This is a genomic window from Pseudomonas sp. URMO17WK12:I7, assembly GCF_003269045.1.
GTDB classification, from domain to species: domain Bacteria; phylum Pseudomonadota; class Gammaproteobacteria; order Pseudomonadales; family Pseudomonadaceae; genus Aquipseudomonas; species Aquipseudomonas putida_J.
Genome location: NZ_QLTL01000016.1, coordinates 49,559 through 73,771, shown reverse-complemented (window position 1 = coordinate 73,771; position 24,213 = coordinate 49,559). Strand labels below are relative to the sequence as shown.

Here is a 24,213-nt window from a genome sequence, read left to right as displayed (position 1 = left end):
CGAAACACTTTCCCGGAGGACTCACATGGCCACGGCAACTTCCAACCCCGCGTTGGCGCCCACCCTCTCCACCCGAGGGCGGCTCAATGGCATCCTGTTCGTTGCACTGTTCGCACTTGCCGTCACTCAGCTGGCGGCCCTGCCTGCCATCGCCAGCCTGGGCATCAGCCCGCTGATCGTGGGCATCGTCGCTGGTGCCCTGTACGGCAACGCCCTGCGCGATGGCGTGCCGGCCAGCTGGGCAGCCGGCATCAATTTCTCGGCCCGCGGGCTGCTGCGCATCGCCGTGGCCTTCTTCGGCCTGCGCGTCAGCCTGCAAGAAATCGCCGAAGTCGGCTGGTCCGGGTTGACCGTGTCGCTGCTGGTGGTCACCAGCACCCTGCTGATCGGCCTGTGGTGCGGCACCAGACTGTTCAAGCTGGACCGCGACACTGCCCTGCTCACCGCGGCCGGCAGTGCGATCTGTGGCGCCGCCGCCGTGCTGGCATTCGAATCGGCACTGCGCAGCGCCCCGCACAAGAGCGCCATGGCGGTGGGCAGCGTGGTGCTGTTCGGCACCTTGTCGATGTTCCTCTACCCGCTGGCGATCAACGCCGGCTGGCTGCACCTGGACACAATGGGGGCCGGCCTGTTCCTGGGCGGCACCATTCACGAAGTGGCCCAGGTGGTGGGCGCGGCCAGCAACGTCAGCCCTGAAGCCACGCACATCGCCACCATCGTCAAGATGACCCGGGTGATGCTGCTGGTGCCGGTGCTGCTGGTGGTAGGCTTGTGGATCAGCCGTTCGCGCCGGCCAGGCCAGGCACAAGGCAACGGCCGCATCGCCATGCCCTGGTTCGCCTTCGGCTTCCTTGCACTGGTGCTGGTGAACTCGCTGCAGGTGCTGCCCGGCAGCGTGACCCAGGCGGTCAACAGCCTGGACACCTTCGCCCTGACCATGGCCATGACCGCGCTGGGCATGGAGACCCGTTGGAGCCAGATTCGTCAGGCCGGGCCCAAGGCGCTGATCACGGGGGCGGTTCTCAACGTATGGCTGGTCGTGGGTGGCCTGGCAATCACCTTGGGCGTGCAACGCCTTTTAGGTTGACGCGCATTGATCGGTATGGTGTTGTCTTGCAAGGATGTTTTTACCTGCACAGGAACGACTTAGATGCCCCAACGCCATGTCATCAATGCATCCGTCAGCCCCAAAGGCAGCCTGGAGACGCTGTCGCAACGTGAAGTCCAGCAACTGAGTGAAGTCGGTACCGGTAGCCTCTACACCTTGTTCCGCCAGTGCGCCCTGGCCATTCTCAATACCGGCGCCCATGTCGACAACGCCAAGACCATTCTCGAGGCGTACAAGGACTTCGAAGTCCGCATTCACCAACAGGATCGCGGCGTGCGCCTGGAGCTATTGAACGCGCCAGCCGACGCGTTCGTCGACGGCGAAATGATCGCCAGCACCCGCGAGATGCTGTTCAGCGCCCTGCGCGACATCGTCTACACCGAAAGCGAGCTGGCCAGCCAGCGCATCGACCTGGAAAGCTCCCAGGGCATCACCGACTACGTCTTCCACTTGCTGCGCAACGCCCGCACCCTGCGCCCCGGCGTGGAGCCGAAGATGGTGGTGTGCTGGGGCGGCCACTCGATCAGCAGCGAGGAGTACCAGTACACCAAGAAGGTCGGCCACGAACTGGGCCTGCGCAAGCTGGACGTCTGTACCGGCTGCGGCCCGGGCGTGATGAAGGGCCCGATGAAGGGCGCGACCATCGCCCATGCCAAGCAGCGCATGCACGGCAGCCGCTACCTGGGCCTGACAGAGCCGGGCATCATCGCCGCCGAGGCGCCGAACCCGATTGTCAATGAGCTGGTGATCCTGCCGGACATCGAGAAGCGCCTGGAGGCCTTCGTCCGTGTCGGCCACGGCATCATCATCTTCCCCGGCGGCGCCGGTACCGCCGAGGAATTCCTCTACCTGCTCGGCATCCTCATGCACCCGGACAACCATGCCCTGCCCTTCCCGGTGGTGCTGACCGGGCCGCGCAGCGCCGAACCCTTCCTGCAACAGCTGCATGCCTTTGTCGGCGCTACCCTTGGCGAGGCTGCGCAGCGCCACTACCAGATCATCATCGATGACCCGGCCGAAGTGGCCCGGCAGATGGTCGAGGGGCTCAAGGAGGTCAAGCAGTTCCGCCGCGAGCGCAACGACGCCTTCCACTTCAACTGGCTGCTGAAGATCGCCGAGGGCTTCCAGCACCCGTTCGACCCGACCCACGCCAACATGGCCGAACTGGCATTGCGCCGTGACTTGCCGCCCCACGAACTGGCGGCCAACCTGCGCCGGGCGTTTTCCGGGATCGTGGCGGGGAACGTAAAGGACAAGGGCATTCGCCTGATCGAGGAACACGGGCCGTATCAGATCCGTGGGGATGCGGCGGTGCTGGAGCCGTTAGGGCGCCTGTTGCAGGCGTTTGTCGACCAGCACCGGATGAAGTTGCCGGGTGGTGCGGCCTATGTGCCTTGCTACCAAGTAGTGACCTGAGATCGCCGGGGCTGCGTTGCAGCCCTTTCGCGGCACTGCGCCGCAACGACAAGCCTGCTCCCACAACGGATCACGGTCCCTTGCAGGAGCGGCCTCATGTCGCGAAAGGGCCGCACAGCGGCCCCCTGCTATTTCACAGCACTGACCAAGGTCCGGTCCACCAGGCGAATACTGTCACGCCCCCCGCGCTTGGACTGGTACAACGCCACGTCCCCCTGCTCGATCAGCGCCGCCAGGCTGGCCGGTGGCTGGTCGAACAGGTTGGCACCAATACTCAGGGTCACCGCCTGCGGGGTGGGCACCGCCTCCCTGGCATACAGCTGGAACTGCTCGCGTAACTGGCTGCCCAGTTCCACCACCTTCTCGCTGCTGGCATCGCTGAGCAGTATCACGAACTCATCGCCACCCAGACGCGCTGCCAACGACCGCTCCGGCAGTACCGCACGAATCATCTCGCTCAAGGCAATCAACAGCCGGTCACCCGCTACATGCCCATGCAGGTCGTTGACCAGCTTGAAGTTGTCGATATCGATCAGCAGCAACGCCCCGGGCTGCTTCGGGCTGACCGCCTTGAACAGGTGCGTGGCGCGCACCTCCAGGGCTCGGCGGTTGTACAGTGCCGTGAGCGGGTCGCGCGCGGCCAGCCGGGCGATGCGCTCTTCACGGCGGTAACGCACGGTACCGGTCATCGACAGCGCGATCAGCATGATCGCCATCGCCCCTTCGACCAGGGAAATCTGGATGATCAGGCCGCCAAAGGTAGCCAGGTCGATCAGTGTGCCCGGTGTCACCGCCACGATCGCCTTGGCCACATAGAACAGGCCATGGATCAGCAGCACGTAGCGCAGTTGCACCGCCCCCACGCTCAGCGACTTGCCATGGGGGCGCAGCAGCAAGCTGGCCTTGAGCGTGAGCAACGCCACCAGTAGCGAGTTGACCATCAGCATCACTTTCGACCACTGCGGCCCCACCGGCAGCAGCAGCAAGCCGAACCATACCAGCACGATCAGCAGCCACGCCCACGACAGCCGGGCCTGGGTGAAACGCACAACCCCTATCAGGAAGAACGCGTGGGCGACCACCAGCAAGCCGTTGGCGAACCAGATACCGATCAGTAGCAGGCCTATGCCGCGCAGCAGGGCCAGGGTCGAACCGACCGTGATGGTGGCGAAACCGGCGCTCCAGAAGAGCAGCGAAGGTTCGCGGACACTGCGCCACTCGATCGCCAGGTACAGCGCCGCCGCAGCGGCCAGGGCGATGGTGATCGTCAGCATCGTGGGTGGATCAAGCGCCATATACGGATTGGCCTTTCTGGTTAACGTGGAAAAGGGCTGATTGTATGCGCTTGAGATGACTTTTCAGAGGGGCGAACCGTCGCGCTGCATTCAAATGAATGCCCCCATGCAGACTCGACGCGATCCGTCGTCTTGCTCCCGCCATCATGCCCATGGCTTAGCCCAGGTAGATGATAGCCTGTGGCAGGTGAGCGGGATTGGTCTGGGGCCTGCACAGCACGCCTGCACTGGCCCCGTGAAAAGGCCGGGCAGGCGACCTCAGAGTACCCGTTTGATCAATGGCTCCAGCCGGCTGTAGCGCAGGCGGCGCAGGAACTTGCGCACTTCCTTGGGGTGCTCGGCCTTCTCGCCCAGTTCATCCGCCGTGCCGATCTGCGGCGCATGCCGGCGAATACCGTCCAGCTCCACCGCCCGCGGCACCAGCCACTGCCCTTGCGGGTCATCGATCAGCAGCCCGTTTTCCAGGTCCAGGTTGAACCCGCGCGGGTTGAGGTTGTTGCCGGTCAGCAGCGAATAACGCTGGTCCACCCACACGCCCTTGGCGTGGAAGGTATGCCCCGGGTCGTTCCAGATCCGTATCTGCAACTGGCCACTGGCAATGGCGGCGTGGCGCCGCCGGGCAAAGGCGCGCAGGTTGTCCTCGTACAGGTACGGCAGGGCGCCGCTGGCACTGAACGGCTCGCCCGGGGCGATATAGAAATCGTTGGCGGTGCGGTGGCCGACGATCAGCTCGATGCGTACGCCACGGTCCAGGGCATGGTCGATCTCGCGCATCACCACCCGTGGCGGGTTGAAGTACGGCGTGCTGATGATGATCTGCGCACGTGCCGCAGCCAGCAGCGCGCACAATGCACGGTTGAGCGGGTTGCCACGGCCGACGCCAAGCAGCGGGATCACCCGCAGCCCCTGCCCTGGCATGGCGGCGGGCGCCTCATAGGCCATGCGCCGCAAGCGGGCGCGCAAGCGCCGGATATCGCCGCGCAGGCTACGGGTAGCGGGTGGCGCGGGCAGGTCCAGGCGCGGCGTGGCGGTGTGGTGCAACAGGCGCCGGACCAGGTCGACCATGGCATCGGCCAGTGCCGGCGACTGGAACAGGTGGTAACGGTCCAGCCGGTAACGGTCGAACCGGTGCAGGTAGACGTTGTTCAGGCTGGCGCCGGTATAGATCACGCAATCGTCGATCACGCTGCCTTTCAGGTGCAGCACGCCAAACAGCTCGCGGGTTTGCACCGGCACGCCATGGATCACCACGTCGAGCCCGCGCAACTGGCGCTGGGCCTGGTACCAGGCGGCGTTGCCCGGCTGGCGCCCGGCCCCCAGCAGGCCACGGCGGGCGCGGAACCAGTCGACCACGATGACGATTTCCAGGCTCGGCCGCTCGGCCTTGGCCTGATACAGGGCATCGAGCACTTCCTGGCCAGCTTCGTCCTCCTGCAGGTACAAGGCGACGATGACGATGCGCCGTCTCGCCGTGGCGATGCGTTCGAGCAGGCAGGTGCGGTAAGCCGCAGCATCGGGCAACACCTGGATCGCCTCAGGGGCAATGGCGACGCCTGGCAGCGCCGCCAGCATGGATTCGGGGTTCACGTACGATCACCTTCTCTCTGCAATCAGGTCCATTCCTGGCCGTTGCGCTCGGGGTGTAAGATCAGCCCGGCAACGACCTATAACAACAAGAAACGCGCGAGGCCTGTTTTTCCACTGCCCCTGACGAACAACGCCTCAGCTTGCACAGGAAGATCGCAATGGTCCACCCCGCTACTCCCAGCGTAACGCCCCCGACCAGAACCTTTGGATTTCTGGTGTTGCCCAACTTCACGACGATTGGCCTGGCGTCGGCAGTGGAAACCCTGCGCATGGCCAACCTGGCAGCGCGCCTCCCCTTGTACCGTACCGTGCTGATTGCCGCCAGCCCGGAGCCGGTGGTAGCCAGCAATGGCATGCGCGTGCTGCCCGATCACAGCATTGCAGACGCCCCGGCGCTGGATGCCCTGTTCGTGGTCGGCGCCAACCCGATCGACCGCAGCCGCAGTGGCACCCGGACACTGATCGACTGGCTGCGCCAGCTGGCCCGCCAACGCCTGCCGTTGGGCGGAATCTGCACCGGCAGCTACCTGCTGGCCAAGGCCGAACTGCTCGATGGCTACCGTTGCACCATCCACTGGGAAGACCTGCAGGCGCTGCAGGAGCATTTCCCCGACATCATCATTTCAAGCCAGCTGTTCGAGCTGGACCGCGACCGTTTCACCTGTTCCGGTGGGGTGGCGGCCATGGACATGATGCTGCAGCTGGTCGCCCGTCAGGCTGGCGGCCAGGGCATTGCCGCCAAGGCCGCCGAGCTGTTGCTGTGCGACCGTGTACGGGGGGAGCGCGAGCGCCAGCGTGTGCCATTGCGAACCTTGCTCGGCAGTGCCCAGCCCAAGCTGAGCCAGGTAGTGGCGATCATGGAGGCGAACCTGGAGGAACCCCTGGGGCTGGAGGAACTGGCCAGCCTCAACGATGTGACCGTGCGCCAGCTGGAGCGCTTGTTCCACAAATACCTGCAGCGCACCCCTAGCCAGTATTACCTGGAGTTACGTCTGTCACGGGCAAGGGAACTGTTGTTGCGCAGCGACGTGCAGGTGCGCGAGGTGGCACTGGCCTGCGGGTTCAGCTCACCGGCACATTTTTCCAAAAGCTACAGCCGCTTCTTTGGCCTGTCGCCGCTGGGCGAGCGGCGGCAGGCTTCGTTGCACTGACGGCTTTATGGCCTCAATCCTCCAAGGCCGAATGTGCTGTCTCGCGGCACATCAACATCGCCAGCAAGGCCACCAGCGCCGCCGCCAGCAGGTAACCGGCCGGCGCCAGCTTGCTGCCGGTGGCCTGGATCAGCCACGTGGCAATGAACGGCGCTGTGCCGCCAAACAGCGCATTGGCCAGGTTGAAGCTCAAGGCAAAGCCAATGAAGCGCACGGAGGTCGGGAAGATTTCGGCGAGCAGGCACGGCAAGGTGCCGTCGTTCATGGCCAGCATTGCGCCGAAAAAGATCTGGATTGCCAGGATCACCAACAGCGATTGGCCATCCAGCAGCTTGAACAGCGGCACGGTGAGGCCGAGAAAGAGCAACGAAGCCACCACCAGCATGGCCTTGCGGCCGAACTGGTCGGACAACCGCCCCATCAGGAAGATCAGGCCGATGTAGGTGGCCAGTGACACCGTCGAGGCAATGAACGAGTCGCGCTCGCTCATGCCCATTTCGCTGGACAGGTAGGTCGGCATGTAACTGAGCAACAGGTAGAACGCCACAGCATTGAGGCAGGTGACACCGATGCCGATGGCCAGGCTGCGACGGTGGTTGGCCAGCAGCTCGCGGATCGGCGCAGGGGTCATGCAGGCCTTGCGTTCCAGGCGTTGCTCCATTTCCAGAAACTTCGGCGAGTCCTGCAGGCTCATGCGGATGTACCGGCCCACCAACCCGAACGGCGCAGCCAGCAGAAACGGCAGGCGCCAACCCCAGCGTTGCAGGTCTTCGTTGCTCAACAGCTCATGCAGCACCGCGACGAACGCCGCGCCAAACAGCAAACCCGCAGCCGTGCTGGCCGGCACGATGCTGGTGTACAGCCCGCGCCGGCCTGGCGGCGCATATTCGGCAAGAAATGCCGCCGCCCCGGCGTATTCCCCCGAGGCAGAAAAGCCCTGCACCAGCCGGATCAGCAGCAACAGGCAGGGCGCCCACAAGCCGATTTGTGCGTAGCCCGGCAGCAGGCCGATGCAGAATGTCGAAAGCGACATGATCAGGATCGACCACGACAAGGCATTGCGCCGCCCATGGCGGTCACCGAAGTGGCCCCAGACCACGCCGCCCAGCGGGCGCACCAGAAATGACAGGGCAAATACCGCGAAGGTTGCCAGCAGGCCGCTGGTCTTGTCCGTTTGCGGGAAGAACGTGGCGGCGATGATGGTGGCGAGGTAACCGTAGGCAGCGTAGTCGAACCATTCGACGAAGTTGCCCATGAAACTGGCACGTGCGGCCTTGCGCAGGGCTTGGCGTTCGGCACCGGGGGCGGCGCCGTCGAGGGTGGGAGCATTGAAGGTGGTGCTGGACATGACGAATACCCTCTGATTCTTCTAATTGGAGGCAGGGTCTGTTGGTCATACAGGGATTGTTGTTGTTTTGCAGGCTGGCCTCTTCGCTGCAGCGGCGGCAAAGAGGCCACGCCGGTGGTTACTTGCGAATGATGTTGTGCTCTGGCCCGAACGGGAACTTGGTAATGTTCTCGGCACCGCTCTCATTGACGATCAGGATGTCATGTTCGCGGTAACCACCCGCCCCCGGTCGCCCTTCGGGCAGCATGATCATTGGCTCGATCGACACCACCATGCCCGGTTCCAGTACCGTGTCGATGTCTTCGCGCAGTTCCAGCCCGGCCTCACGGCCGTAGTAGTGGCTCAGTGTGCCGAAGGAGTGGCCATAGCCAAACGTGCGGTACTGCAGCAGGTCGTGGCGCAGGAAGATCTCGTTCAGTTCATGGGCGATGTCGCAGCAACGCATGCCCGGGCGCACCAGCTTCAGGCCGGCCTCATGGACCTCGACGTTGGCCTGCCACAGGCGCAGGTGATCGTCCGGGCAATGGTCGAGGAACAAGGTGCGCTCCAGCGCGGTGTAGTACCCGGCAATCATCGGGAAGCAGTTGAGGCTGAGGATGTCGCCCTTGTTGACCTTGCGGCTGGTGACCGGGTTATGCGCGCCGTCGGTGTTGAGCCCGGACTGGAACCAGGTCCAGGTGTCCATCAGCTCGCTGTCAGGGAAGCTGCGGGCGATCTCGCGGACCATCGCCTGTGTGGCATGCAGCGCCACTTCATGTTCAGGCACCTGGTCACGCAGTGCTTCGACCACTGCCGCCCCACCGATGTCGGCAACCCGTGCGCCATGGCGGATCAGCGCCTGTTCCTCGGCCGACTTGATCATGCGCATGCGCATGCATGCGGCACCGATGTCCAGCAGCTCGGCCCTTGGGTAGCAGGCAGCAAGCTTGGCGTGGTTCTGCAGGTTGAGGTGGTCGTATTCGACGCCGATGCGCGAGGCCAGCGGCAAGGCCTGCTGGATGGCGACGAAGTAATTGTCGCGCTGCCAGTCGGTATAGACGATGTTGTCGGTACCCACCGTGCGCCGCCAAGGCTGGCCGCCGTCGATGTTGGCGCTGATCGACACCACCTTGTCGTGGGTGACTACCAGGGCGTAGGGGCGGCCGAACGAGCAGTAGAGGAAGTCACTGTAATAGTTGACGTTGTGGTACGAGGTGAAGATGGCCGCCTCGATGTCCTGTTCGGCCATGTAGGCCCGCAGGCGGGCATGACGGGCGGCGTACTCCTGCGCGGAGAAGGTCGGTTTGACCTTTTCGCCATTGCGGATTTTCAGGGTCTGGGGCATTTGCATGGTCGGTGTTCCTTGTGGTTGTGAGCACGCTGTTCAGGCCGGCCGCCTGGAAAGCATTGCAACAGAACCGACGAGGACGCTTTTGTATCTATCCGACCTGGAATTGGCGCTACCGCCGGCGTTCCGGCGTGCGCTGTACTGGTGGAAGCCGCGCCAGCTTTGAGAAATTGGGCAAAAGATTTGCTCCCGCAGGCCTCAGCACCTTCCAAAGAGGTGCAAAGAGCTGTGGGAGAGGCCTTGTGTCGCGCAAGGGTGGGTAGCGTCAAGAACGAGGGAAAGTCGCTGGATTCGCTCATGCCCCCCCGAAAACCAGCCAGGTCAGCTAAAGTCTTGAGTGGGCTATCACGAGGTGACGATCATGATAAAACAAGAAGCAGATGAGGTGGTTGAGCGGATAAGGGACGATCTGAAGCGACATGGGGTTCTGATCGGTTACGATCCAGAATTGACTCCCCCTGATTTCGGGTGTGACCTTGATTATCAAGTTGCTCAAGTTCGAGAGGATCCCCAAAACCGGGTCGTCGGAATCGTCATACACGACGAAGGGTTGTGGGCTCAGCTCAAGCAGGGGGCCGTATACCGCTGCGTAATCAGTGAATGTGGCGGGAAGCTATTCGGCTTGCCGATCACCATAGAGCCTAGAGATGATGAGTCCTACACCATCCAGTACAAACTCTAGGCACCAGCAGGGTAGCCTGCTTGCCGGACTACCCGCTGAACAAATTCAGTGAGGCGGTGGCAGATCTTTACCGCGCGCTTTGGCCACCACCCGCAGTTGGTAATCGCAGACCACTTGGAATAGCGACTCGGCCAGCAGGTGCAGCCGCTCGACCTCCTCAGCGGGCTTCCCTTCATCCTGTGCCTGGTGATTTGCCCGCATGGCATCCAGAGCCTCCTTCCACAGGGGTTATCCCGCCTCAATCATCCCGATGAAGGTGCGCTTCTCCATTGAACTGACCTTCCTGGCCGGAAAGCATGTGTTCCTGAACACCATCACTGGAGAGCCGTGGCGTCACGCCGGTTATATCTATCGCGTGATATGGGTTCTCGCCATGAAAAAAGCGGGCGTAAGGTGGCGCCGCCCTTACCAGAGTCGCCACACATACGCCTCGATGATGCTCAGCGCTGGCGAAAACCCGATGTGGGTAGCCCAGCAAATGGGTCACAAGGACTGGACCATGATCGCCAAGGTTTATGGTCGCTGGATGCCCTCCGCAGACGTGGGAGCCGGAGGGCGCGCAGAGGCACTTTTCGCGAGTAATGCCAGCTTTATGACAACATCACCTCTAGACCCCGCGATTTAAGTCAAAACGATCAAGCTCCATGACCTTCACCCAAGCCGCCACGAAGTCCTTGACGAACTTGTCGTTGCCATCGCTGCTGCCATACACCTCGCTCAATGCCCGCAATTGCGCATGCGAACCAAACACCAGGTCGACCCGGCTAGCGGTCCACTTCACCTGCCCGGTCTTGCGATCGCGGCCTTCGAAGCTTTCGTTGTCCGCCGAGGTCGGCTTCCACTCCACCCCCATGTCCAGCAGGTTGCGGAAGAAGTCGTTGCTCAGGGTGCCTGGCTTGTCGGTGAACACGCCTTGCTTGCTGCCCCCATGGTTGGCGCCGAGCACGCGCAGGCCACCGATCAGCACGGTCATTTCCGGGGCGGTGAGGGTCAGCAGTTGGGCCTTGTCCAGCAACAGCTTCTCGGCCTTGACGCTGTAACGGGCCTTGGTGAAGTTACGGAAGCCGTCAGCCAGGGGCTCCAGCGCGGCGAACGACTCGACGTCGGTCTGCGCCTGGGAGGCATCCACCCGGCCTGGGCGGAAGCCCACACTGCCACTGAAGCCGGCATCCTTGGCGGCTTTTTCCACGGCGGCGGTACCTGCCAGCACGATCAGGTCGGCCAGCGAGACCTTGTTGCCAGACTCGGCGCGGATTTTCTCCAGCACCGCCAGCACCTTGTCGGTGCCTTGGTTGGCCGCCCAGCCTTTCTGTGGCTCAAGGCGCAGACGGCCGCCATTGGCACCGCCGCGCTTGTCGGAACCACGGAAGGTCGAAGCAGCAGCCCAGGCCGTGGACACCAGCTCGCCGACACTCAGGCCCGAGCCGAGGACCTTGGCCTTGAGCGCAGTGATATCCTGCTCACCCAACGCGGGCTGGTCGGCTTTGGGCAGCGGGTCTTGCCAGAGCAGTTCCTCATCGGGCATTTCCGGGCCCAGGTAGCGCGCCAGCGGGCCCATGTCGCGGTGAATCAGCTTGTACCAGGCGCGGGCGAAGGCGTCGGCCAGCTGGTCCGGGTTGTCCTTGAAGCGCCGAGCAATCGGCTCGTAGATCGGGTCGAAACGCAAGGCCAGGTCGGAGGTGAGCATCGATGGCGCATGCTTCTTGGCCGGGTCGTGAGCATCCGGCACGGTGCCCGCGCCCTTGCCCTCCTTCGGCCGCCATTGGTTGGCACCGGCCGGGCTCTTGGTCAGCTCCCATTCGAAATTGAACAGGTTATTGAGGTACTCGTTGCTCCAGCGGGTCGGCGTCGACGTCCAGATCACTTCCAGGCCACTGGTAATGGCATCGCCGCCCTTGCCGCTGCCGAACTTGTTGGCCCAGCCCAGGCCCTGCAGTTCCAGGCCTGCCGCTTCAGGCTCGGGGCCGACGTTGTCGGCGGGGCCGGCACCGTGGGTCTTGCCGAAGGCGTGGCCGCCGGCGATCAGCGCCACGGTTTCTTCATCGTTCATGGCCATGCGGCCGAAGGTTTCTCGAATATCCCGGCCTGACGCCACCGGGTCCGGGTTGCCTTCGGGGCCTTCCGGGTTCACGTAGATCAGGCCCATCTGCACAGCAGCCAGGGGGTTTTCCAGGTTGCGCTCGGCTTGCAGGTTGCGGTTCTGTTCTTCCCCGTGCTTGGCCGGTTCGGCCACCAGGTCACCCTGGCCTGGCGGCTGGGCCTTCTGCTGCTCCTTGCCGTAGCGGGTGTCGCCACCCAGCCAGACCTTTTCCGAGCCCCAGTACACGTCTTCATCCGGCTCCCACACATCGGCGCGGCCGCCAGAGAAACCAAAGGTCTTGAAGCCCATGGATTCCAGCGCCACGTTACCGGTGAGCACGATCAGGTCGGCCCAGGAGATCTTGTTGCCGTACTTCTGCTTGATCGGCCACAGCAGGCGCCGGGCCTTGTCCAGGCTGACGTTGTCCGGCCAGCTGTTGAGCGGGGCGAAACGCTGCTGGCCGGAGCCGGCGCCGCCACGGCCATCACCGATGCGGTAGGTGCCGGCGCTGTGCCAGGCCATGCGGATGAACAGCGGGCCATAGTGGCCGAAGTCGGCTGGCCACCAGTCCTGGGAGTCGGTCATCAAGGCGGTCAGGTCTTTTTTCAGGGCCTGGAAGTCGAGGCTCTTGAACGCCTTGGCGTAGTCGAAGTCCGGGTCAGGGCTGGACTTTGACGAGTGTTGATGGAGGATCCTCAGGTTGAGCTGGTCAGGCCACCAGTCTCGGTTGGTGGTGCCGCCACCTGCGGTTTGATGGAACGGGCATTTCGATTCGTTCGACATCTGCTGTTACCTTTGGGTCGGTTATCCAGATTTCCGGTGTATACCAGGTGTTGTTTCAGCCGAGCTCATGGGCTCATGCCTACCCCTCATCAGGTCGGGTCGGTCACGTACCGACACGGGGCTTGCGAAGCTGTCACATCAAGCGCGGCGTGGTCTTGCACCCAGGTGCTGGCACGCCGCCCGCACGTGTGTTTGGCAGGGCCAGGGAAAGACTAGTCGAGCTTGGGCAGAGTTCTAATAGAGTGGCTCTTCCAGGTTGATAGCCCCGGCACATCCATACAAGGCGCAATGGCTGCCGCCGTGCTTCAATACACCGCCAACCCCTCTGCCCCCGGTGAGCCAAGCCCCATGAACCGCAACGACCTGCGCCGCGTCGACATGAACCTGCTGGTGCTTTTCGAAGCCCTGATGATCGAACGCAACCTGACCCGCGTCGGCGAAAAGCTGTTCATCACCCAGTCCACCGTCAGCGCTGCCCTCGCCCGACTGCGCGAGCTGTTCGACGACCCGCTGCTGATCCGCAGCGGCCGGGCCATGGAACCCACCCCCCGGGCCATGCAGATCTTCGCCGAGCTGGGCCCGGCCATGGACGTGATTTCGTCGGCCATCAGCCGCGCCCGCGACTTCGACCCGGCCAACAGTTGCAACCAGTTCCGCCTGGGCCTTTCGGACGACGCCGAGTTCGGCCTGTTCCCGGCCCTGCTGCAGGCCTTGCGCGAAGAAGCGCCCGACATCAGCGTGGTGGTACGCCGCGCCAACTTCCTGCTGATGCCGGGGCTGCTGGCCAGTGGCGAGATTTCCGTGGGCGTGAGCTACACCACCGACCTGCCGGCCACTGCCAAACGCCGCAAACTGCGCGATATCGGCGTGCGCGTGCTGCGCGCCGACGACCGCCCGGGCCCGCTGACCCTCGACGAGTACTGCGCGCGGCCCCATGTGATGGTGTCGTTCTCCGGTGACATGAGCGGCAACATCGACCTCGACCTGGCGCGTATCGGCCGCTGCCGCAAAGTGGTGCTGGCCGTGCCGCAGTTCGGCAGCCTGCGTGCCCTGCTGCGCAACACCGAGCTGATCGCCACCGTGCCGGACTACGCCGCCTGCGCCCTGGCCGACGATGGCAGCCTGCGCGCCGACCCGGCCCCGTTCGAAATCACCGAGGCCGAGCTGTCGATGGTGTGGAGCGGCGCCCACGACAACGATCCGGCCGAACGCTGGCTGCGCGAGCGCATCCTGCAGTACATGGCCCGCCCGAGCTGATTCATCGACTTCATCGATAGCCACCATGAATGTCATCAAGTTCCGCCGCCGCCGCTGCGGGCGGAAGATGGCGGCATTCACTGATCGATGAGGCGCTACCCATGAAAACCGGCATGCTCGCTGCCCTGCTCGCCCTGTTCGCTGCCCTTGGCGGTTGTGCCGCGCCGGCTAGCCAGCAGGGTGCCCAGCCCTACGGGCACTTCTACTCGGCCACGGCCATTTCCAGCGTCGCGCTGGCCCCGGGGCAGCACGTCGCCGTGCTGCTCGGGCGCAATGCCGAAAGCACCCTCAGCTACTTGCAGCAGCACCGTGGCGAGGCGGCAACCAGGCAGCCGTCGCGCAGCATTCCAGTGGCCACCCTCAGCGGTGGCAGCCAGGCCTACGACTGGCTGGCACGCTCGCTGGCCCAGCAGTTCGCCGAGGTAGCCTTCTATGAAGACCTGGACAGCCTGCTCGCCGACCATCCGGACGTGATCGTGCTGCTGGACAGCGAAAGCCGCCTGGCCACGGCCGACATCGAGAGCCGGGTGGTGGCGCGCTTCTTCGACAGCCAGCTGACCTACATCGGCCGCGCCGAAGGGCGCGCGCACAAGGAGGTCAACGATGTGGCGCGGATGCTGGACGATGAACAGGCCACCAAGGCTGATGCCCTGCGTGATTTCGACGCCTCGTTGCAGCGCTTGCTGGGCAGCAAGGTGTAAGGCGTAACGACGCTCCGGCAGAAAACAGGGAACTCCCAGCACGCGCCCGCCCTCTTAAACACTGAGTGGTTTATTTCCTTGTGCTTCACGTTACTGGAGAACACGACATGCGCCACCTACTCCTCGCCCCTGCGCTGCTGCTCCTGCTGCCTGCCGGTGCTGCCCTGGCCCGCGTCGATGCGGGCGACGTCGCCACCTCGGCGGGTGTTTCCGCTTCGCTGTATTCGACGTTCAAAGACGATAAACGAATCATCCCCGCCCGTGACGAGCTGTCTGCATTCGTTGCCAGTGGCGGTGCCATTCGTGGCGCCTACGTGGAGTCGGCGCTGGAGCAGGCCCGCAAGGACAATCCTGGCCTGCAGGCCAGTGACGAAGAGCTGGCCCAGGCAATCCTGTCCCAGGATGACTCGATCGCTCATCATTGAACCTCAACCACGGGCGCACCTGCGGCTGCAACAGCGCCGGTGTGCCTGTGGAAGAGGATTGACCATGGGCAACATCGAGCTTGATGGCTAGGCTCAAGGACTCACCATGACAAGGAAGACCCCATGCCATTGCCTCGCCCTCCCCACGCCATCGCCTTGGCGCTACTGATCGCCTGTACCCAGGCAACTGCCGCCGAATTCACCCCCGAGGACCTGCTCAAGCAGGCCGAAAACGAACAGTCAGCGTACGTGCAGACCCTCCAGGGGCTGGTCTCGGTAGATACCGGTACCGGAACCGAAGCGGGCCTGACGCAGGTCAGTGCCGAGCTGGTGAAGCGCCTCAAGGCGCTGGGCGCCGAAGTGCAGGTACGGCCCGCCAAACCTTCTGTGGGCGACAATATCGTCGGTACGTTCAAAGGCACCGGCAGCAAGGATTTCCTGCTGATGGTGCACTACGACACCGTGTTCGTGCCCGGCACGGTCGCCAAACGCCCCTTCCGGGTCGAAGGCACACGCGCCTTTGGCCCGGGTGTCGCCGATGCCAAAGGCGGGGTAGCGATGATCCTGCACGCACTGAAGTTACTGAACGATCAGCAGTTCAAGGGCTACCGCACGCTCACGGTGCTGTTCAACCCGGATGAAGAAATGGGGTCTGCGGGGTCAAAGCAGATCATTGCCGAACTGGCCCGCAAGCATGACTACGTGTTTTCTTACGAGCCGCCGGACAAAGACGCGGTGACTGTCGCCACCAACGGCATCAACCGGCTCAAGCTCGAGGTCAAGGGCCGTGCCTCTCACGCAGGTTCTGCGCCGGAGGAAGGTCGCAATGCGCTGACCGAGCTCGCGCACCAGTTGCTCCAGCTCAAGGACCTTGGCGATGCCAGCAAAGGCACCACGGTGAACTGGACGCTGGCCAAGGCTGGTGAAAAGGCCAATATCATTCCGGCACTGGCCACGGCCGAAGCGGACATGCGCTACTCGGACCTGGGCGAAACTGACCGGGTGCAGGCCGACGCCCAGCGCATTGTCAAAAAGCAACTGGTGGCCGACACCCAGGCCAGTGTCGTGGTCGAAAAAGGCCGACCACCGCTGGCACGCAACCAGGCTTCGAGCGCGTTGGCCGAGACAGCGCAGCGGCTGTACGCGGAGGCTGGTTACAAGATCGAGCCGATTGCCATGCGTTTCGGTACCGACGCCGGGTATGCCTATGTGCCGGGCAGCGACAAGCCCGCGGTGCTGGAAACGCTGGGAGTGGTCGGGGCCGGGTTGCACGGGGACGATGAATACATCGAACTGGGCAGCATTGCGCCGCGGCTTTATTTGACCGTGGCGATGATCAGGCACCTGGCACAGTAATCCACTGCCTGTACCGGCCTCTCGCGGCTAAAGCCGCTCCTGCAAGGGGTGCGCTTGACCTGTAGGAGCGGCTTTAGCCGCAAGAGGCCGGTACAGGCTGGTATCAACCCCAACCATCCATGCGCATCGTCGCCCTGACCAGGCGCTGCTCTTCCTGCTCGATCTCACGCAAGCTGTCGCCAATCCCGTTGATATGCTCGCGCGCCGCCCGCTGCGCCTGCTCGGGCAACTGCTCCATCACCGCGTGATACAACCGTGCGTGCTGGCGGTCGATCTGGCGCTTCTGCGCCGGCCGGCAATACAGGTTGTTGACCGAGGCAAACACCGTGCTCAAGGTCAGGTCGCTCAGTGACTGCAAGGTATGCACCAGCACCGGGTTGTGCGACGCCTCGCTGATTGCCCGGTGAAACGCATGGTCGCGGCGCGCGTGCTCGCGGGGGTCGAGGGTTTCGGCAGCAGCGTGGGCCTCCAGCATGTCTTCATAGCGCCGGCGGATCAGCAGGCGGTCAATATCGGTGGCGCGCAAGGCCGCCAGGCGCGCCGACTCGGCCTCCAGCAAGGCACGCACCTCCAGCAGGTCGAACAGCGTGCGCGGTTGTGAGCTGAACAGGTGCATCAATGGCGTGCCGCTGGCCTGCCCGGTAAGGTCGGCAACGAACGAGCCTCGCCCCTGCTCGGTATCGATGATGCCGCGCCCGCGCAGGATGCGCAGGCCTTCACGTAGCGCAGAACGCGAGCAGCCGAGTTTTTCGACCAGGCGCCGCTCCGACGGCAAGGCCTGGCCGACCTTGAGCACGCCTTCGACGATCAGCCGCTCGACCCGCTCGGCCACCTGGTCCGCGACCTTGGCCTTGCCTTCAACTCCCATGTGCAGACTCCAACTGGTAGGACCACTGCCATTGACCCTTCCAATCTAGCCGCTCAAACCCATGGATAGCCAGCACCTCGCGGAAAAACTGGTAGGACCAGTACCCCAAGGCCTCGACCCATCCCGCCCAGGCGCGCAGGCTGCAAGGGTGATCGGTTTGCCAACAACAACAAAAACTGACGCTGAGTGAGCCCGATGAACATTCTCTACGACGAACGTGTCGACGGAGCGCTGCCCGCCGTGGATCTGCCCGCGCTGCTGCAGGCGCTGCGTGATGCCCTCCCCGACCTGGAAGTCCTGCACCGCGCGGAAGACCTCAAGCCTTATGAGTGCGACGGCCTCTCGGCCTACCGTACCGTACCGCTGCTGGTGGTGCTGCCCGAACGCCTGGAACAGGTGCAGGCCTTGCTCAAGCTCTGCCACCAGCGTGGCGTGCCGGTGGTGGCTCGCGGTGCCGGCACCGGCCTGTCGGGGGGCGCGCTGCCGCTGGCCAAAGGCATCCTGCTGGTGATGGCGCGCTTCAACCGCATCCTTGAAGTCAACCCGCAAGGCCGATTCGCCCGGGTGCAACCCGGTGTGCGCAACCTGGCCATCTCCCAGGCCGCCGCGCCCCATGGCCTGTACTACGCGCCCGACCCTTCCTCGCAGATCGCCTGCTCGATCGGCGGCAATGTCGCGGAAAACGCCGGTGGCGTGCACTGCCTGAAATACGGCCTGACCGTGCACAACCTGCTCAAGGTCGAGATCCTCACTGTCGAGGGCGAACGCCTGACCCTGGGCAGCGACGCCCTCGACAGCCCGGGCTTCGACTTGCTGGCGCTGTTCACCGGCTCCGAGGGCATGCTCGGCATCGTTACCGAAGTGACCGTCAAACTGCTGCCCAAACCCCAAGTGGCGCGGGTGCTGCTGGCCAGTTTCGACAGTGTCGAGGACGCCGGCCGGGCCGTGGCCGAAATCATCGCCGCCGGCATCATTCCCGGCGGCCTGGAGATGATGGACAACCTGGCGATCCGCGCCGCCGAGGACTTCATCCATGCCGGCTACCCGGTGGACGCGGCCGCCATCCTGCTGTGCGAACTGGATGGCGTGGAAGCCGATGTCCAGGAAGACTGCGAGCGGGTAGCCGGGGTGCTCAAGCAGGCCGGTGCCCGCGAAGTACGCCTGGCCTGTGACGAAGCCGAGCGCGTGCGCTTCTGGGCCGGGCGCAAGAACGCCTTCCCGGCGGTGGGGCGCATTTCGCCGGACTACTACTGCATGGACGGCACCATCCCGCGCCGCGAACTGCCCCGGGTGCTCAAGGGCATCAGCGAACTGAGCGAGGCGTACGGCCTGCGCGTGGCCAACGTGTTCCACGCCGGCGACGGCAACATGCACCCGCTGATCCTGTTCGATGCCAACCTGCCGGGTGAGCTGGAACGCGCCGAGTCCATCGGCGGGCGCATCCTTGAACTGTGCGTGGCGGTGGGCGGCAGCATCACCGGCGAGCACGGTGTGGGGCGCGAGAAAATCAACCAGATGTGCGCGCAGTTCAACAGCGACGAAATCACCTTGTTCCACGCTGTGAAGGCCGCATTCGACCCCCAAGGGTTGCTCAACCCGGGCAAGAACATCCCCACCCTGCACCGCTGCGCCGAGTTCGGCGCCCTGCACGTGCATCACGGGCAATTGCCCTTCCCCGAGCTGGAGCGATTCTGATGAGCATGGACCGCGACATGAGCCAGGACCTGCTCGAACAGGTCAACCAGGCCCTGAACCTGGGCACGCCGCTGCGCATCCAGGGTGGCAACAGCAAAGCCATGCTCGGCCGCCCGGTGGCTGGCGAAATACTCGATACCCGCCCCCACCGGGGCATCGTCAGCTACGACCCGACCGAACTGGTGCTCACGGCCCGCGCAGGTACGCCGTTGCTGGAAATCGAAGCGGCGCTGCACGAGGCCGGGCAGATGCTGCCCTGCGAGCCACCACACCTGGGCGCCGAGGCAACCCTTGGCGGCATGGTCGCGGCCGGTTTGTCGGGTCCGCGTCGGCCGTGGGCTGGCTCGGTACGTGACTATGTGCTCGGCACGCGGGTGATCACCGGGCACGGCAAGCTGCTGCGTTTTGGCGGTGAAGTGATGAAGAACGTTGCAGGCTACGACGTCTCGCGGCTGATGGCCGGCAGCTTTGGCTGCCTGGGGCTGCTGACCGAAGTGTCGCTGAAGGTACTGCCACGCCCACGTGCGTGCCTCAGCCTGCGCTTGCCGATGGACCGCCACCAGGCCCTGGCCGAACTGGCCGAATGGGGCCAGCAACCGTTGCCGATCAGCGCCGCCTGCCACGATGGCGACACCTTGTACCTGCGCCTGGAAGGCGGTGAAGGCTCGGTGCAGTCGGCCCGCCAGCGCCTGGGCGGCGACGAACTCGACAGCCGTTTCTGGAACGACCTGCGCGAACAGCGCCTGGCCTTCTTCGATGACCGGGCACCGCTGTGGCGGCTGTCGGTGCCCACGGCCAGCGGTGATCTCGACCTGCCTGGGCAACAGCTGATCGACTGGGGCGGCGCGCAACGCTGGCTCAAGTCGACGGCACCGGCGCAGCTGATCCGTGAACAGGCCGCCAAGGTCGGCGGCCACGTCACCGGCTACACCCCGGGCGATGACAGCACCGCCCCGCTGCCCGCAGCACTGATGCGCTACCACCACGCCCTCAAGCAGCAACTCGATCCCCAGGGCGTGTTCAACCCTGGCCGCCTGTACCCGGACCTGTGAGGCCACGCCCATGCAAACCAACCTGAGCGAAAGCGCCAAGCGCCTGGCCCGCGGCGAAGAAGCCGAAAGCATTCTGCGTTCGTGCGTGCACTGCGGTTTCTGCACGGCCACCTGCCCGACCTACCAGTTGCTCGGCGACGAACTGGACGGGCCACGTGGGCGCATCTACCTGATCAAGCAGGTGCTTGAAGGCGCGCCGGTCACCGCCAGCACGCAACTGCACCTGGACCGCTGCCTGACCTGCCGCAACTGTGAAACCACCTGCCCGTCAGGGGTGAAGTACCACGACCTGCTGGATATCGGCCGCGCGGTGGTCGAGCAGCAGGTACCGCGCCCGCTCGGCCAGCGCCTGCTGCGCCAGGGCCTGCGCGCAGTGGTGCCGCGCCCGGCGCTGTTCAAGGCGCTGACCCGCACTGGCCAGGCCCTGCGGCCGGTACTGCCGGCCAGCCTCAAGCGCAAGCTGCCGGCCCAGGTGGCGCCGGCCGGCGAACGCCCCGCACCGCGCCATGCCCGGCGCATCCTGTTGCTCGAAGGCTGCGTGCAGGCCGCCTTGTCGCCCAACACCAACGCGGCCACCGCGCGCCTGCTCGACCGCCTGGGCATCAGCGTGGAGCCAGCCTGCGAGGCCGGTTGCTGCGGCGCGGTGGATTACCACCTCAATGCCCAGGAACAGGGCCTGCAACGCGCACGGCGCAACATCGATGCCTGGTGGCCGGCCATCGAGGCAGGTGCCGAGGCCATCGTGCAGACCGCCAGTGGCTGCGGCGCCTTTGTGCGTGACTACGGTCACCTGCTGGAAAAAGACCCGCACTACGCCGCCAAGGCGGCACGGGTCAGCGCGCTGTCGCGGGACCTGGTCGAAGTGCTGCGCGACGAGCCGATCGAACAGCTCGGCCTGTGCGCCGAACAGCGCCTGGCCTTCCATTGCCCGTGCACCCTGCAGCATGCGCTCAAGCTCGGCGGCCAGGTGGAAAGCCTGCTGACGCGGCTGGGCTTCACCCTCACCCCGGTGCCGGACGGCCACTTGTGCTGTGGCTCGGCCGGCACTTATTCGCTGACCCAGCCGGCACTGTCGCGGCAACTGCGCGACAACCGCCTGAATGCGCTGGAAAGCGGCAAACCGCAAGTCATCGCCACCGCCAACATCGGCTGCCAGACCCACCTCGACGGGGCCGGGCGCACGCCGGTGCGGCACTGGATCGAAATCGTCGAAGCAGCTTTGAGCCAGGAGAACAGCCATGCATAGCAAGTCCGTGATCGGCCAGGCAGAAGTGACCCGCCTGCTCGCTGCCGCCCGCCAGGAAGCCCAGGCGCAACAGTGGAACGTGACCATCGCCGTGGTCGACGACGGCGGCCATCCGCTGGCCCTGGAGCGCATGGACGGCTGCGCGCCGTCCAGCGCCTACATCGCCGTGGAAAAAGCCCGCAGTGCCGCACTGGGGCGCAAGGAAACCCGCGACTTCGAACAGATGGTCAATGGCGGGCGCACCGCCTTCGTCACCGCGCCGCTGCTGACCAGCCTGGAAGGCGGTGTGCCCGTGCTGGTCGATGACCAGGTGGTAGGTGCCATCGGCGTGTCCGGGGTCAAGCCCGAACAGGATGCCCAGGTGGCCAAGGCAGGCGCGGCTGCCCTTTAGAACCGGCTTCGGCTTCTTCGCGGCGAAAGCCGCTCCCACAAGGACCGCACAGGTTTCAAAGGTTGCGCAGTACCTGTAGGAGCGGCTTCAGCCGCGAAGTGGCCGGCACAAGCGGCACACTTTCTGAAACCTGAACACCGAGCGAGAAGACAATGACCCATCAACTCAAGGTCGACCCGACCCTGCAACGCTTCATCGAGGATGAAGTGCTGCCCGGCACCGGCATCGACGCCGCCAGCTTCTGGCAAGGCTTCAGCACCCTGGTCCACGACCTCGCCCCGCGCAACCGCGAGCTGCTCGCCGAACGCGACCGCTTGCAGCGCGAACTGGACACCTGGCACCGCCAGCATCCCGGCCCGATCAGCGACATGCCCGCCTACCAGGCCTTCCTGCGCAGCATCGGCTACCTGGTCGACACGCCGCAGCAGGCGCGTATCAGCACCACCCAGGTCGACCGCGAAATCGCCGAGCAAGCCGGCCCGCAACTGGTAGTCCCGCTGAGCAACGCCCGCTATGCCCTGAACGCCGCCAACGCCCGCTGGGGCTCGCTGTACGATGCGCTGTATGGGACCGACGCCATTGCAGACAATGACGGCGCCGAGCGCGGCCAAGGCTATAACCCGTTGCGCGGTGCACGGGTGATTGCATTCGGCCGGGATTTTCTCGACCGCTCGGCAGCGCTTGCAGGCGCTTCCCATGCTGACGCCCAGGCCTACGCGATCAACCAGGGCAAGCTGCAGGTGACCTTGAGCGATGGCCGCCAGGTCGGCCTGGAAGACACCGCGCAACTGCGCGGCTATCAAGGCGAACCCGGCCAGCCAACGGCAATCCTGCTGCAACACCATCGCCTGCACTTCGAAATCCAGATCGACCCGGCCAGCACCATCGGCAAGGCCGACCGCGCCGGGGTCAAGGACATTCTTGTCGAGGCCGCGCTGACCACCATCATCGACTGCGAAGACTCGGTGGCGGCGGTGGATGCCGAGGACAAGGTCAACGTCTATCGCAACTGGCTGGGCCTGATGAAGGGCGACCTCAGCGAGCAGGTAAACAAGGGTGGCAAGACCTTTACCCGCGCGCTGGCCAAGGACCGCGAATACCACGGTGCAAATGGCCAGCCACTGACCTTGCCCGGCCGCTCGCTGCTGTTCATCCGCAACGTCGGCCACCTCATGACCAACCCGGCGATCCACGACCGCGATGGCCGGGAGATCCCCGAAGGCATCCTCGATGCCGTGGTCACCAGCCTGATCGGCCTGCACGACCTCAAGCGCCGCGGCAACTCCCGCGAAGGCAGCCTGTACATCGTCAAGCCGAAGATGCACGGCCCGGCCGAGGTCGCCTTCGCCGACCAGCTGTTCGGCCGCGTCGAGGACCTGCTGGGCCTGCCCCGGCACACCTTGAAAATGGGCATCATGGACGAAGAGCGGCGCACCAGCGTCAACCTGGCGGCCTGCATCGCCAGCGCGGCGGCACGGGTGGTGTTCATCAACACCGGGTTCCTTGACCGCACCGGCGATGAGATGCACACCGCCATGGAGGCCGGTGCCATGCTGCGCAAGGGCGACATGAAAGGCAGCACCTGGATCCAGGCCTATGAACGCAGCAACGTGCTGGTCGGGCTGGCCTGTGGCCTGCGCGGCAAGGCGCAGATCGGCAAGGGCATGTGGGCCATGCCCGACCTGATGGCGGCCATGCTCGAACAGAAGATCGCCCAGCCGCGTGCCGGCGCCAACACCGCCTGGGTGCCCTCGCCCACTGCCGCGACCTTGCATGCGCTGCATTATCACCAGGTGGACGTGCCTGCGGTGCAGGCACAGCTGGAGCAGGTCGACCTGGGGGCTGAGCGCGAACAGCTGCTGCACGACCTGCTGAGCATTCCAGTAAGCCCGGGCCGGCCCTGGAGCGCGGACGATATCCAGGCCGAACTGGATAACAACTGCCAGGGCATCCTCGGCTATGTGGTGCGCTGGGTCGAGCAAGGAGTGGGGTGTTCGAAGGTGCCGGACATCCATGACGTCGGGCTGATGGAGGACCGCGCCACCTTGCGTATCTCGGCCCAGCACATCGCCAACTGGCTGCACCATGGGGTGGTCAGCAGTGACCAGGTCGAGGCGACGCTGCAGCGCATGGCCAACGTGGTGGACCAGCAGAATGCCGGGGATGCAGCGTACCGGCCGATGGCAGGGAACCTTGCCGACTCGCATGCGTTCCGTGCGGCACACGACTTGGTGTTCAAGGGGCGTGAACAGCCTAGCGGGTATACCGAGCCGCTGCTGCATGGGTGGCGCTTGAAGTTCAAGCAGGAGGTTAAAGGGTAACGCCGCTATTGGAGTAGCGGCCTTGCCGGGCGCCGAACCGGCAAGGCCGCTCATCAGCGCTGAAAATGTTGTGGCAATCACCTGTCAGCCCAGCCCCCCCTACCTCCCCAGCCCCTTGCGCTCC

At 64.7% G+C, this 24,213-nt stretch carries 21 protein-coding genes; 14 read left to right on the top strand and 7 right to left on the bottom strand.

All coding sequences use genetic code 11. The annotated features are described in order from the left end of the window. The first annotated feature begins 25 nt into the window (after nt 1–25). Complete coding sequence (locus tag H040_RS21550; RefSeq protein ID WP_027918565.1) at nt 26–1,087, top strand: YeiH family protein; 1,062 nt, start codon at nt 26–28, stop codon at nt 1,085–1,087. 63 nt (nt 1,088–1,150) lie between these two features. Beyond that, nucleotides 1,151–2,524, top strand: coding sequence for a nucleotide 5'-monophosphate nucleosidase PpnN (gene ppnN, locus H040_RS21545; RefSeq protein ID WP_027918564.1), 1,374 nt, complete (start codon nt 1,151–1,153; stop codon nt 2,522–2,524). A gap of 128 nt (nt 2,525–2,652) precedes the next feature. On the opposite strand, the gene H040_RS21540 is transcribed toward ppnN, so the two are convergent. Further along, nucleotides 2,653–3,819: a GGDEF domain-containing protein gene (locus tag H040_RS21540; protein WP_081784275.1), complete on the bottom strand. Its 1,167-nt coding sequence runs from the start codon at nt 3,817–3,819 to the stop codon at nt 2,653–2,655. A gap of 258 nt (nt 3,820–4,077) precedes the next feature. Further along, a complete protein-coding gene (gene pssA, locus H040_RS21535; RefSeq protein WP_027918562.1) occupies nt 4,078–5,406 on the bottom strand; it encodes a CDP-diacylglycerol--serine O-phosphatidyltransferase in 1,329 nt (442 codons plus the stop codon). A gap of 158 nt (nt 5,407–5,564) precedes the next feature. Between pssA and H040_RS21530 the strand changes: the two genes are divergently transcribed. After that, nucleotides 5,565–6,557 carry a GlxA family transcriptional regulator gene (locus H040_RS21530; protein WP_027918561.1) on the top strand — a complete coding sequence of 331 codons (993 nt, stop codon included), beginning with the start codon at nt 5,565–5,567 and terminating at the stop codon, nt 6,555–6,557. A gap of 13 nt (nt 6,558–6,570) precedes the next feature. Here the strand turns inward: H040_RS21530 and H040_RS21525 are convergent, their stop codons facing one another. After that, nucleotides 6,571–7,905: an MFS transporter gene (locus H040_RS21525; protein ID WP_027918560.1), complete on the bottom strand. Its 1,335-nt coding sequence runs from the start codon at nt 7,903–7,905 to the stop codon at nt 6,571–6,573. Nucleotides 7,906–8,023: 118 nt separating this feature from the next. After that, the gene (locus H040_RS21520; RefSeq protein WP_027918559.1) at nt 8,024–9,235 is read right to left on the bottom strand and encodes a M24 family metallopeptidase; all 1,212 of its coding nucleotides are present in this window, start codon (nt 9,233–9,235) and stop codon (nt 8,024–8,026) included. 358 nt (nt 9,236–9,593) lie between these two features. Between H040_RS21520 and H040_RS21515 the strand changes: the two genes are divergently transcribed. Next, nucleotides 9,594–9,914, top strand: a complete 321-nt coding sequence (locus H040_RS21515) for a hypothetical protein (RefSeq protein ID WP_027918558.1) — start codon at nt 9,594–9,596, stop codon at nt 9,912–9,914. Nucleotides 9,915–9,959: 45 nt separating this feature from the next. Here H040_RS21515 and H040_RS21510 read toward each other — a convergent pair whose 3' ends face one another. Beyond that, nucleotides 9,960–10,115: a hypothetical protein gene (locus H040_RS21510; protein WP_256208055.1), complete on the bottom strand. Its 156-nt coding sequence runs from the start codon at nt 10,113–10,115 to the stop codon at nt 9,960–9,962. Here H040_RS21510 and H040_RS21505 point away from each other — a divergent pair. Continuing rightward, nucleotides 10,114–10,539 carry a hypothetical protein gene (locus H040_RS21505; protein WP_371260244.1) on the top strand — a complete coding sequence of 142 codons (426 nt, stop codon included), beginning with the start codon at nt 10,114–10,116 and terminating at the stop codon, nt 10,537–10,539. The genes H040_RS21510 and H040_RS21505 overlap by 2 nt on opposite strands. On the opposite strand, the gene katG is transcribed toward H040_RS21505, so the two are convergent. Further along, a complete protein-coding gene (gene katG / locus H040_RS21500; protein WP_027918557.1) occupies nt 10,522–12,777 on the bottom strand; it encodes a catalase/peroxidase HPI in 2,256 nt (751 codons plus the stop codon). The genes H040_RS21505 and katG overlap by 18 nt on opposite strands. A 348-nt stretch (nt 12,778–13,125) precedes the next feature. On the opposite strand from katG, the gene H040_RS21495 reads away from it, so the two are divergent. The 4 genes from H040_RS21495 to H040_RS21480 all read left to right on the top strand — a co-directional run bounded on the left by H040_RS21495 (nt 13,126) and on the right by H040_RS21480 (nt 16,516). Continuing rightward, nucleotides 13,126–14,034: a LysR family transcriptional regulator gene (locus tag H040_RS21495; protein ID WP_027918556.1), complete on the top strand. Its 909-nt coding sequence runs from the start codon at nt 13,126–13,128 to the stop codon at nt 14,032–14,034. A 101-nt stretch (nt 14,035–14,135) separates the two neighbouring features. After that, nucleotides 14,136–14,735, top strand: a complete 600-nt coding sequence (locus tag H040_RS21490) for a hypothetical protein (RefSeq protein WP_027918555.1) — start codon at nt 14,136–14,138, stop codon at nt 14,733–14,735. Between the two features lie 107 nt (nt 14,736–14,842). Then, nucleotides 14,843–15,160, top strand: a complete 318-nt coding sequence (locus H040_RS21485) for a DUF2388 domain-containing protein (RefSeq protein ID WP_027918554.1) — start codon at nt 14,843–14,845, stop codon at nt 15,158–15,160. A 123-nt stretch (nt 15,161–15,283) separates the two neighbouring features. Further along, a complete protein-coding gene (locus tag H040_RS21480; protein ID WP_027918553.1) occupies nt 15,284–16,516 on the top strand; it encodes a M20/M25/M40 family metallo-hydrolase in 1,233 nt (410 codons plus the stop codon). 103 nt (nt 16,517–16,619) lie between these two features. On the opposite strand, the gene glcC is transcribed toward H040_RS21480, so the two are convergent. Beyond that, entirely contained in the window at nt 16,620–17,384 is a 765-nt protein-coding gene (glcC, locus tag H040_RS21475) for a transcriptional regulator GlcC (protein WP_027918552.1), read from the bottom strand. A 195-nt stretch (nt 17,385–17,579) separates the two neighbouring features. Here glcC and glcD point away from each other — a divergent pair, with 195 nt between their 5' ends. From glcD to H040_RS21450, 5 genes are all read left to right on the top strand, one after another. Further along, nucleotides 17,580–19,079, top strand: coding sequence for a glycolate oxidase subunit GlcD (glcD, locus tag H040_RS21470; protein ID WP_027918551.1), 1,500 nt, complete (start codon nt 17,580–17,582; stop codon nt 19,077–19,079). Then, the gene (gene glcE, locus H040_RS21465) at nt 19,079–20,131 is read left to right on the top strand and encodes a glycolate oxidase subunit GlcE (RefSeq protein ID WP_027918550.1); all 1,053 of its coding nucleotides are present in this window, start codon (nt 19,079–19,081) and stop codon (nt 20,129–20,131) included. Before glcD ends, glcE begins: the two co-directional genes overlap by 1 nt. A 10-nt stretch (nt 20,132–20,141) precedes the next feature. Beyond that, entirely contained in the window at nt 20,142–21,377 is a 1,236-nt protein-coding gene (gene glcF, locus H040_RS21460) for a glycolate oxidase subunit GlcF (protein WP_027918549.1), read from the top strand. Continuing rightward, nucleotides 21,370–21,768, top strand: a complete 399-nt coding sequence (locus tag H040_RS21455; RefSeq protein WP_027918548.1) for a heme-binding protein — start codon at nt 21,370–21,372, stop codon at nt 21,766–21,768. Before glcF ends, H040_RS21455 begins: the two co-directional genes overlap by 8 nt. Before the next feature lie 152 nt (nt 21,769–21,920). Next, on the top strand, nt 21,921–24,089 hold the full coding sequence (locus H040_RS21450; RefSeq protein ID WP_027918547.1) for a malate synthase G: 2,169 nt from the start codon (nt 21,921–21,923) through the stop codon (nt 24,087–24,089). The last annotated feature ends 124 nt before the right edge of the window (nt 24,090–24,213 follow it).

Coding starts and splice junctions, on each gene's coding strand:
- H040_RS21550 (WP_027918565.1), top strand. CDS start 26: ATGGCCACGGCAACTTCCAACCCCGCGTTGGCGCCCACCCTCTCCACC.
- ppnN (WP_027918564.1), top strand. CDS start 1,151: ATGCCCCAACGCCATGTCATCAATGCATCCGTCAGCCCCAAAGGCAGC.
- H040_RS21540 (WP_081784275.1), bottom strand. CDS start 3,819: ATGGCGCTTGATCCACCCACGATGCTGACGATCACCATCGCCCTGGCC.
- H040_RS21530 (WP_027918561.1), top strand. CDS start 5,565: ATGGTCCACCCCGCTACTCCCAGCGTAACGCCCCCGACCAGAACCTTT.
- H040_RS21525 (WP_027918560.1), bottom strand. CDS start 7,905: ATGTCCAGCACCACCTTCAATGCTCCCACCCTCGACGGCGCCGCCCCC.
- H040_RS21520 (WP_027918559.1), bottom strand. CDS start 9,235: ATGCAAATGCCCCAGACCCTGAAAATCCGCAATGGCGAAAAGGTCAAA.
- H040_RS21515 (WP_027918558.1), top strand. CDS start 9,594: ATGATAAAACAAGAAGCAGATGAGGTGGTTGAGCGGATAAGGGACGAT.
- H040_RS21505 (WP_371260244.1), top strand. CDS start 10,114: ATGGCATCCAGAGCCTCCTTCCACAGGGGTTATCCCGCCTCAATCATC.
- H040_RS21510 (WP_256208055.1), bottom strand. CDS start 10,115: ATGCGGGCAAATCACCAGGCACAGGATGAAGGGAAGCCCGCTGAGGAG.
- katG (WP_027918557.1), bottom strand. CDS start 12,777: ATGTCGAACGAATCGAAATGCCCGTTCCATCAAACCGCAGGTGGCGGC.
- H040_RS21495 (WP_027918556.1), top strand. CDS start 13,126: ATGAACCGCAACGACCTGCGCCGCGTCGACATGAACCTGCTGGTGCTT.
- H040_RS21490 (WP_027918555.1), top strand. CDS start 14,136: ATGAAAACCGGCATGCTCGCTGCCCTGCTCGCCCTGTTCGCTGCCCTT.
- H040_RS21485 (WP_027918554.1), top strand. CDS start 14,843: ATGCGCCACCTACTCCTCGCCCCTGCGCTGCTGCTCCTGCTGCCTGCC.
- H040_RS21480 (WP_027918553.1), top strand. CDS start 15,284: ATGCCATTGCCTCGCCCTCCCCACGCCATCGCCTTGGCGCTACTGATC.
- glcC (WP_027918552.1), bottom strand. CDS start 17,384: ATGGGAGTTGAAGGCAAGGCCAAGGTCGCGGACCAGGTGGCCGAGCGG.
- glcD (WP_027918551.1), top strand. CDS start 17,580: ATGAACATTCTCTACGACGAACGTGTCGACGGAGCGCTGCCCGCCGTG.
- glcE (WP_027918550.1), top strand. CDS start 19,079: ATGAGCATGGACCGCGACATGAGCCAGGACCTGCTCGAACAGGTCAAC.
- glcF (WP_027918549.1), top strand. CDS start 20,142: ATGCAAACCAACCTGAGCGAAAGCGCCAAGCGCCTGGCCCGCGGCGAA.
- H040_RS21455 (WP_027918548.1), top strand. CDS start 21,370: ATGCATAGCAAGTCCGTGATCGGCCAGGCAGAAGTGACCCGCCTGCTC.
- H040_RS21450 (WP_027918547.1), top strand. CDS start 21,921: ATGACCCATCAACTCAAGGTCGACCCGACCCTGCAACGCTTCATCGAG.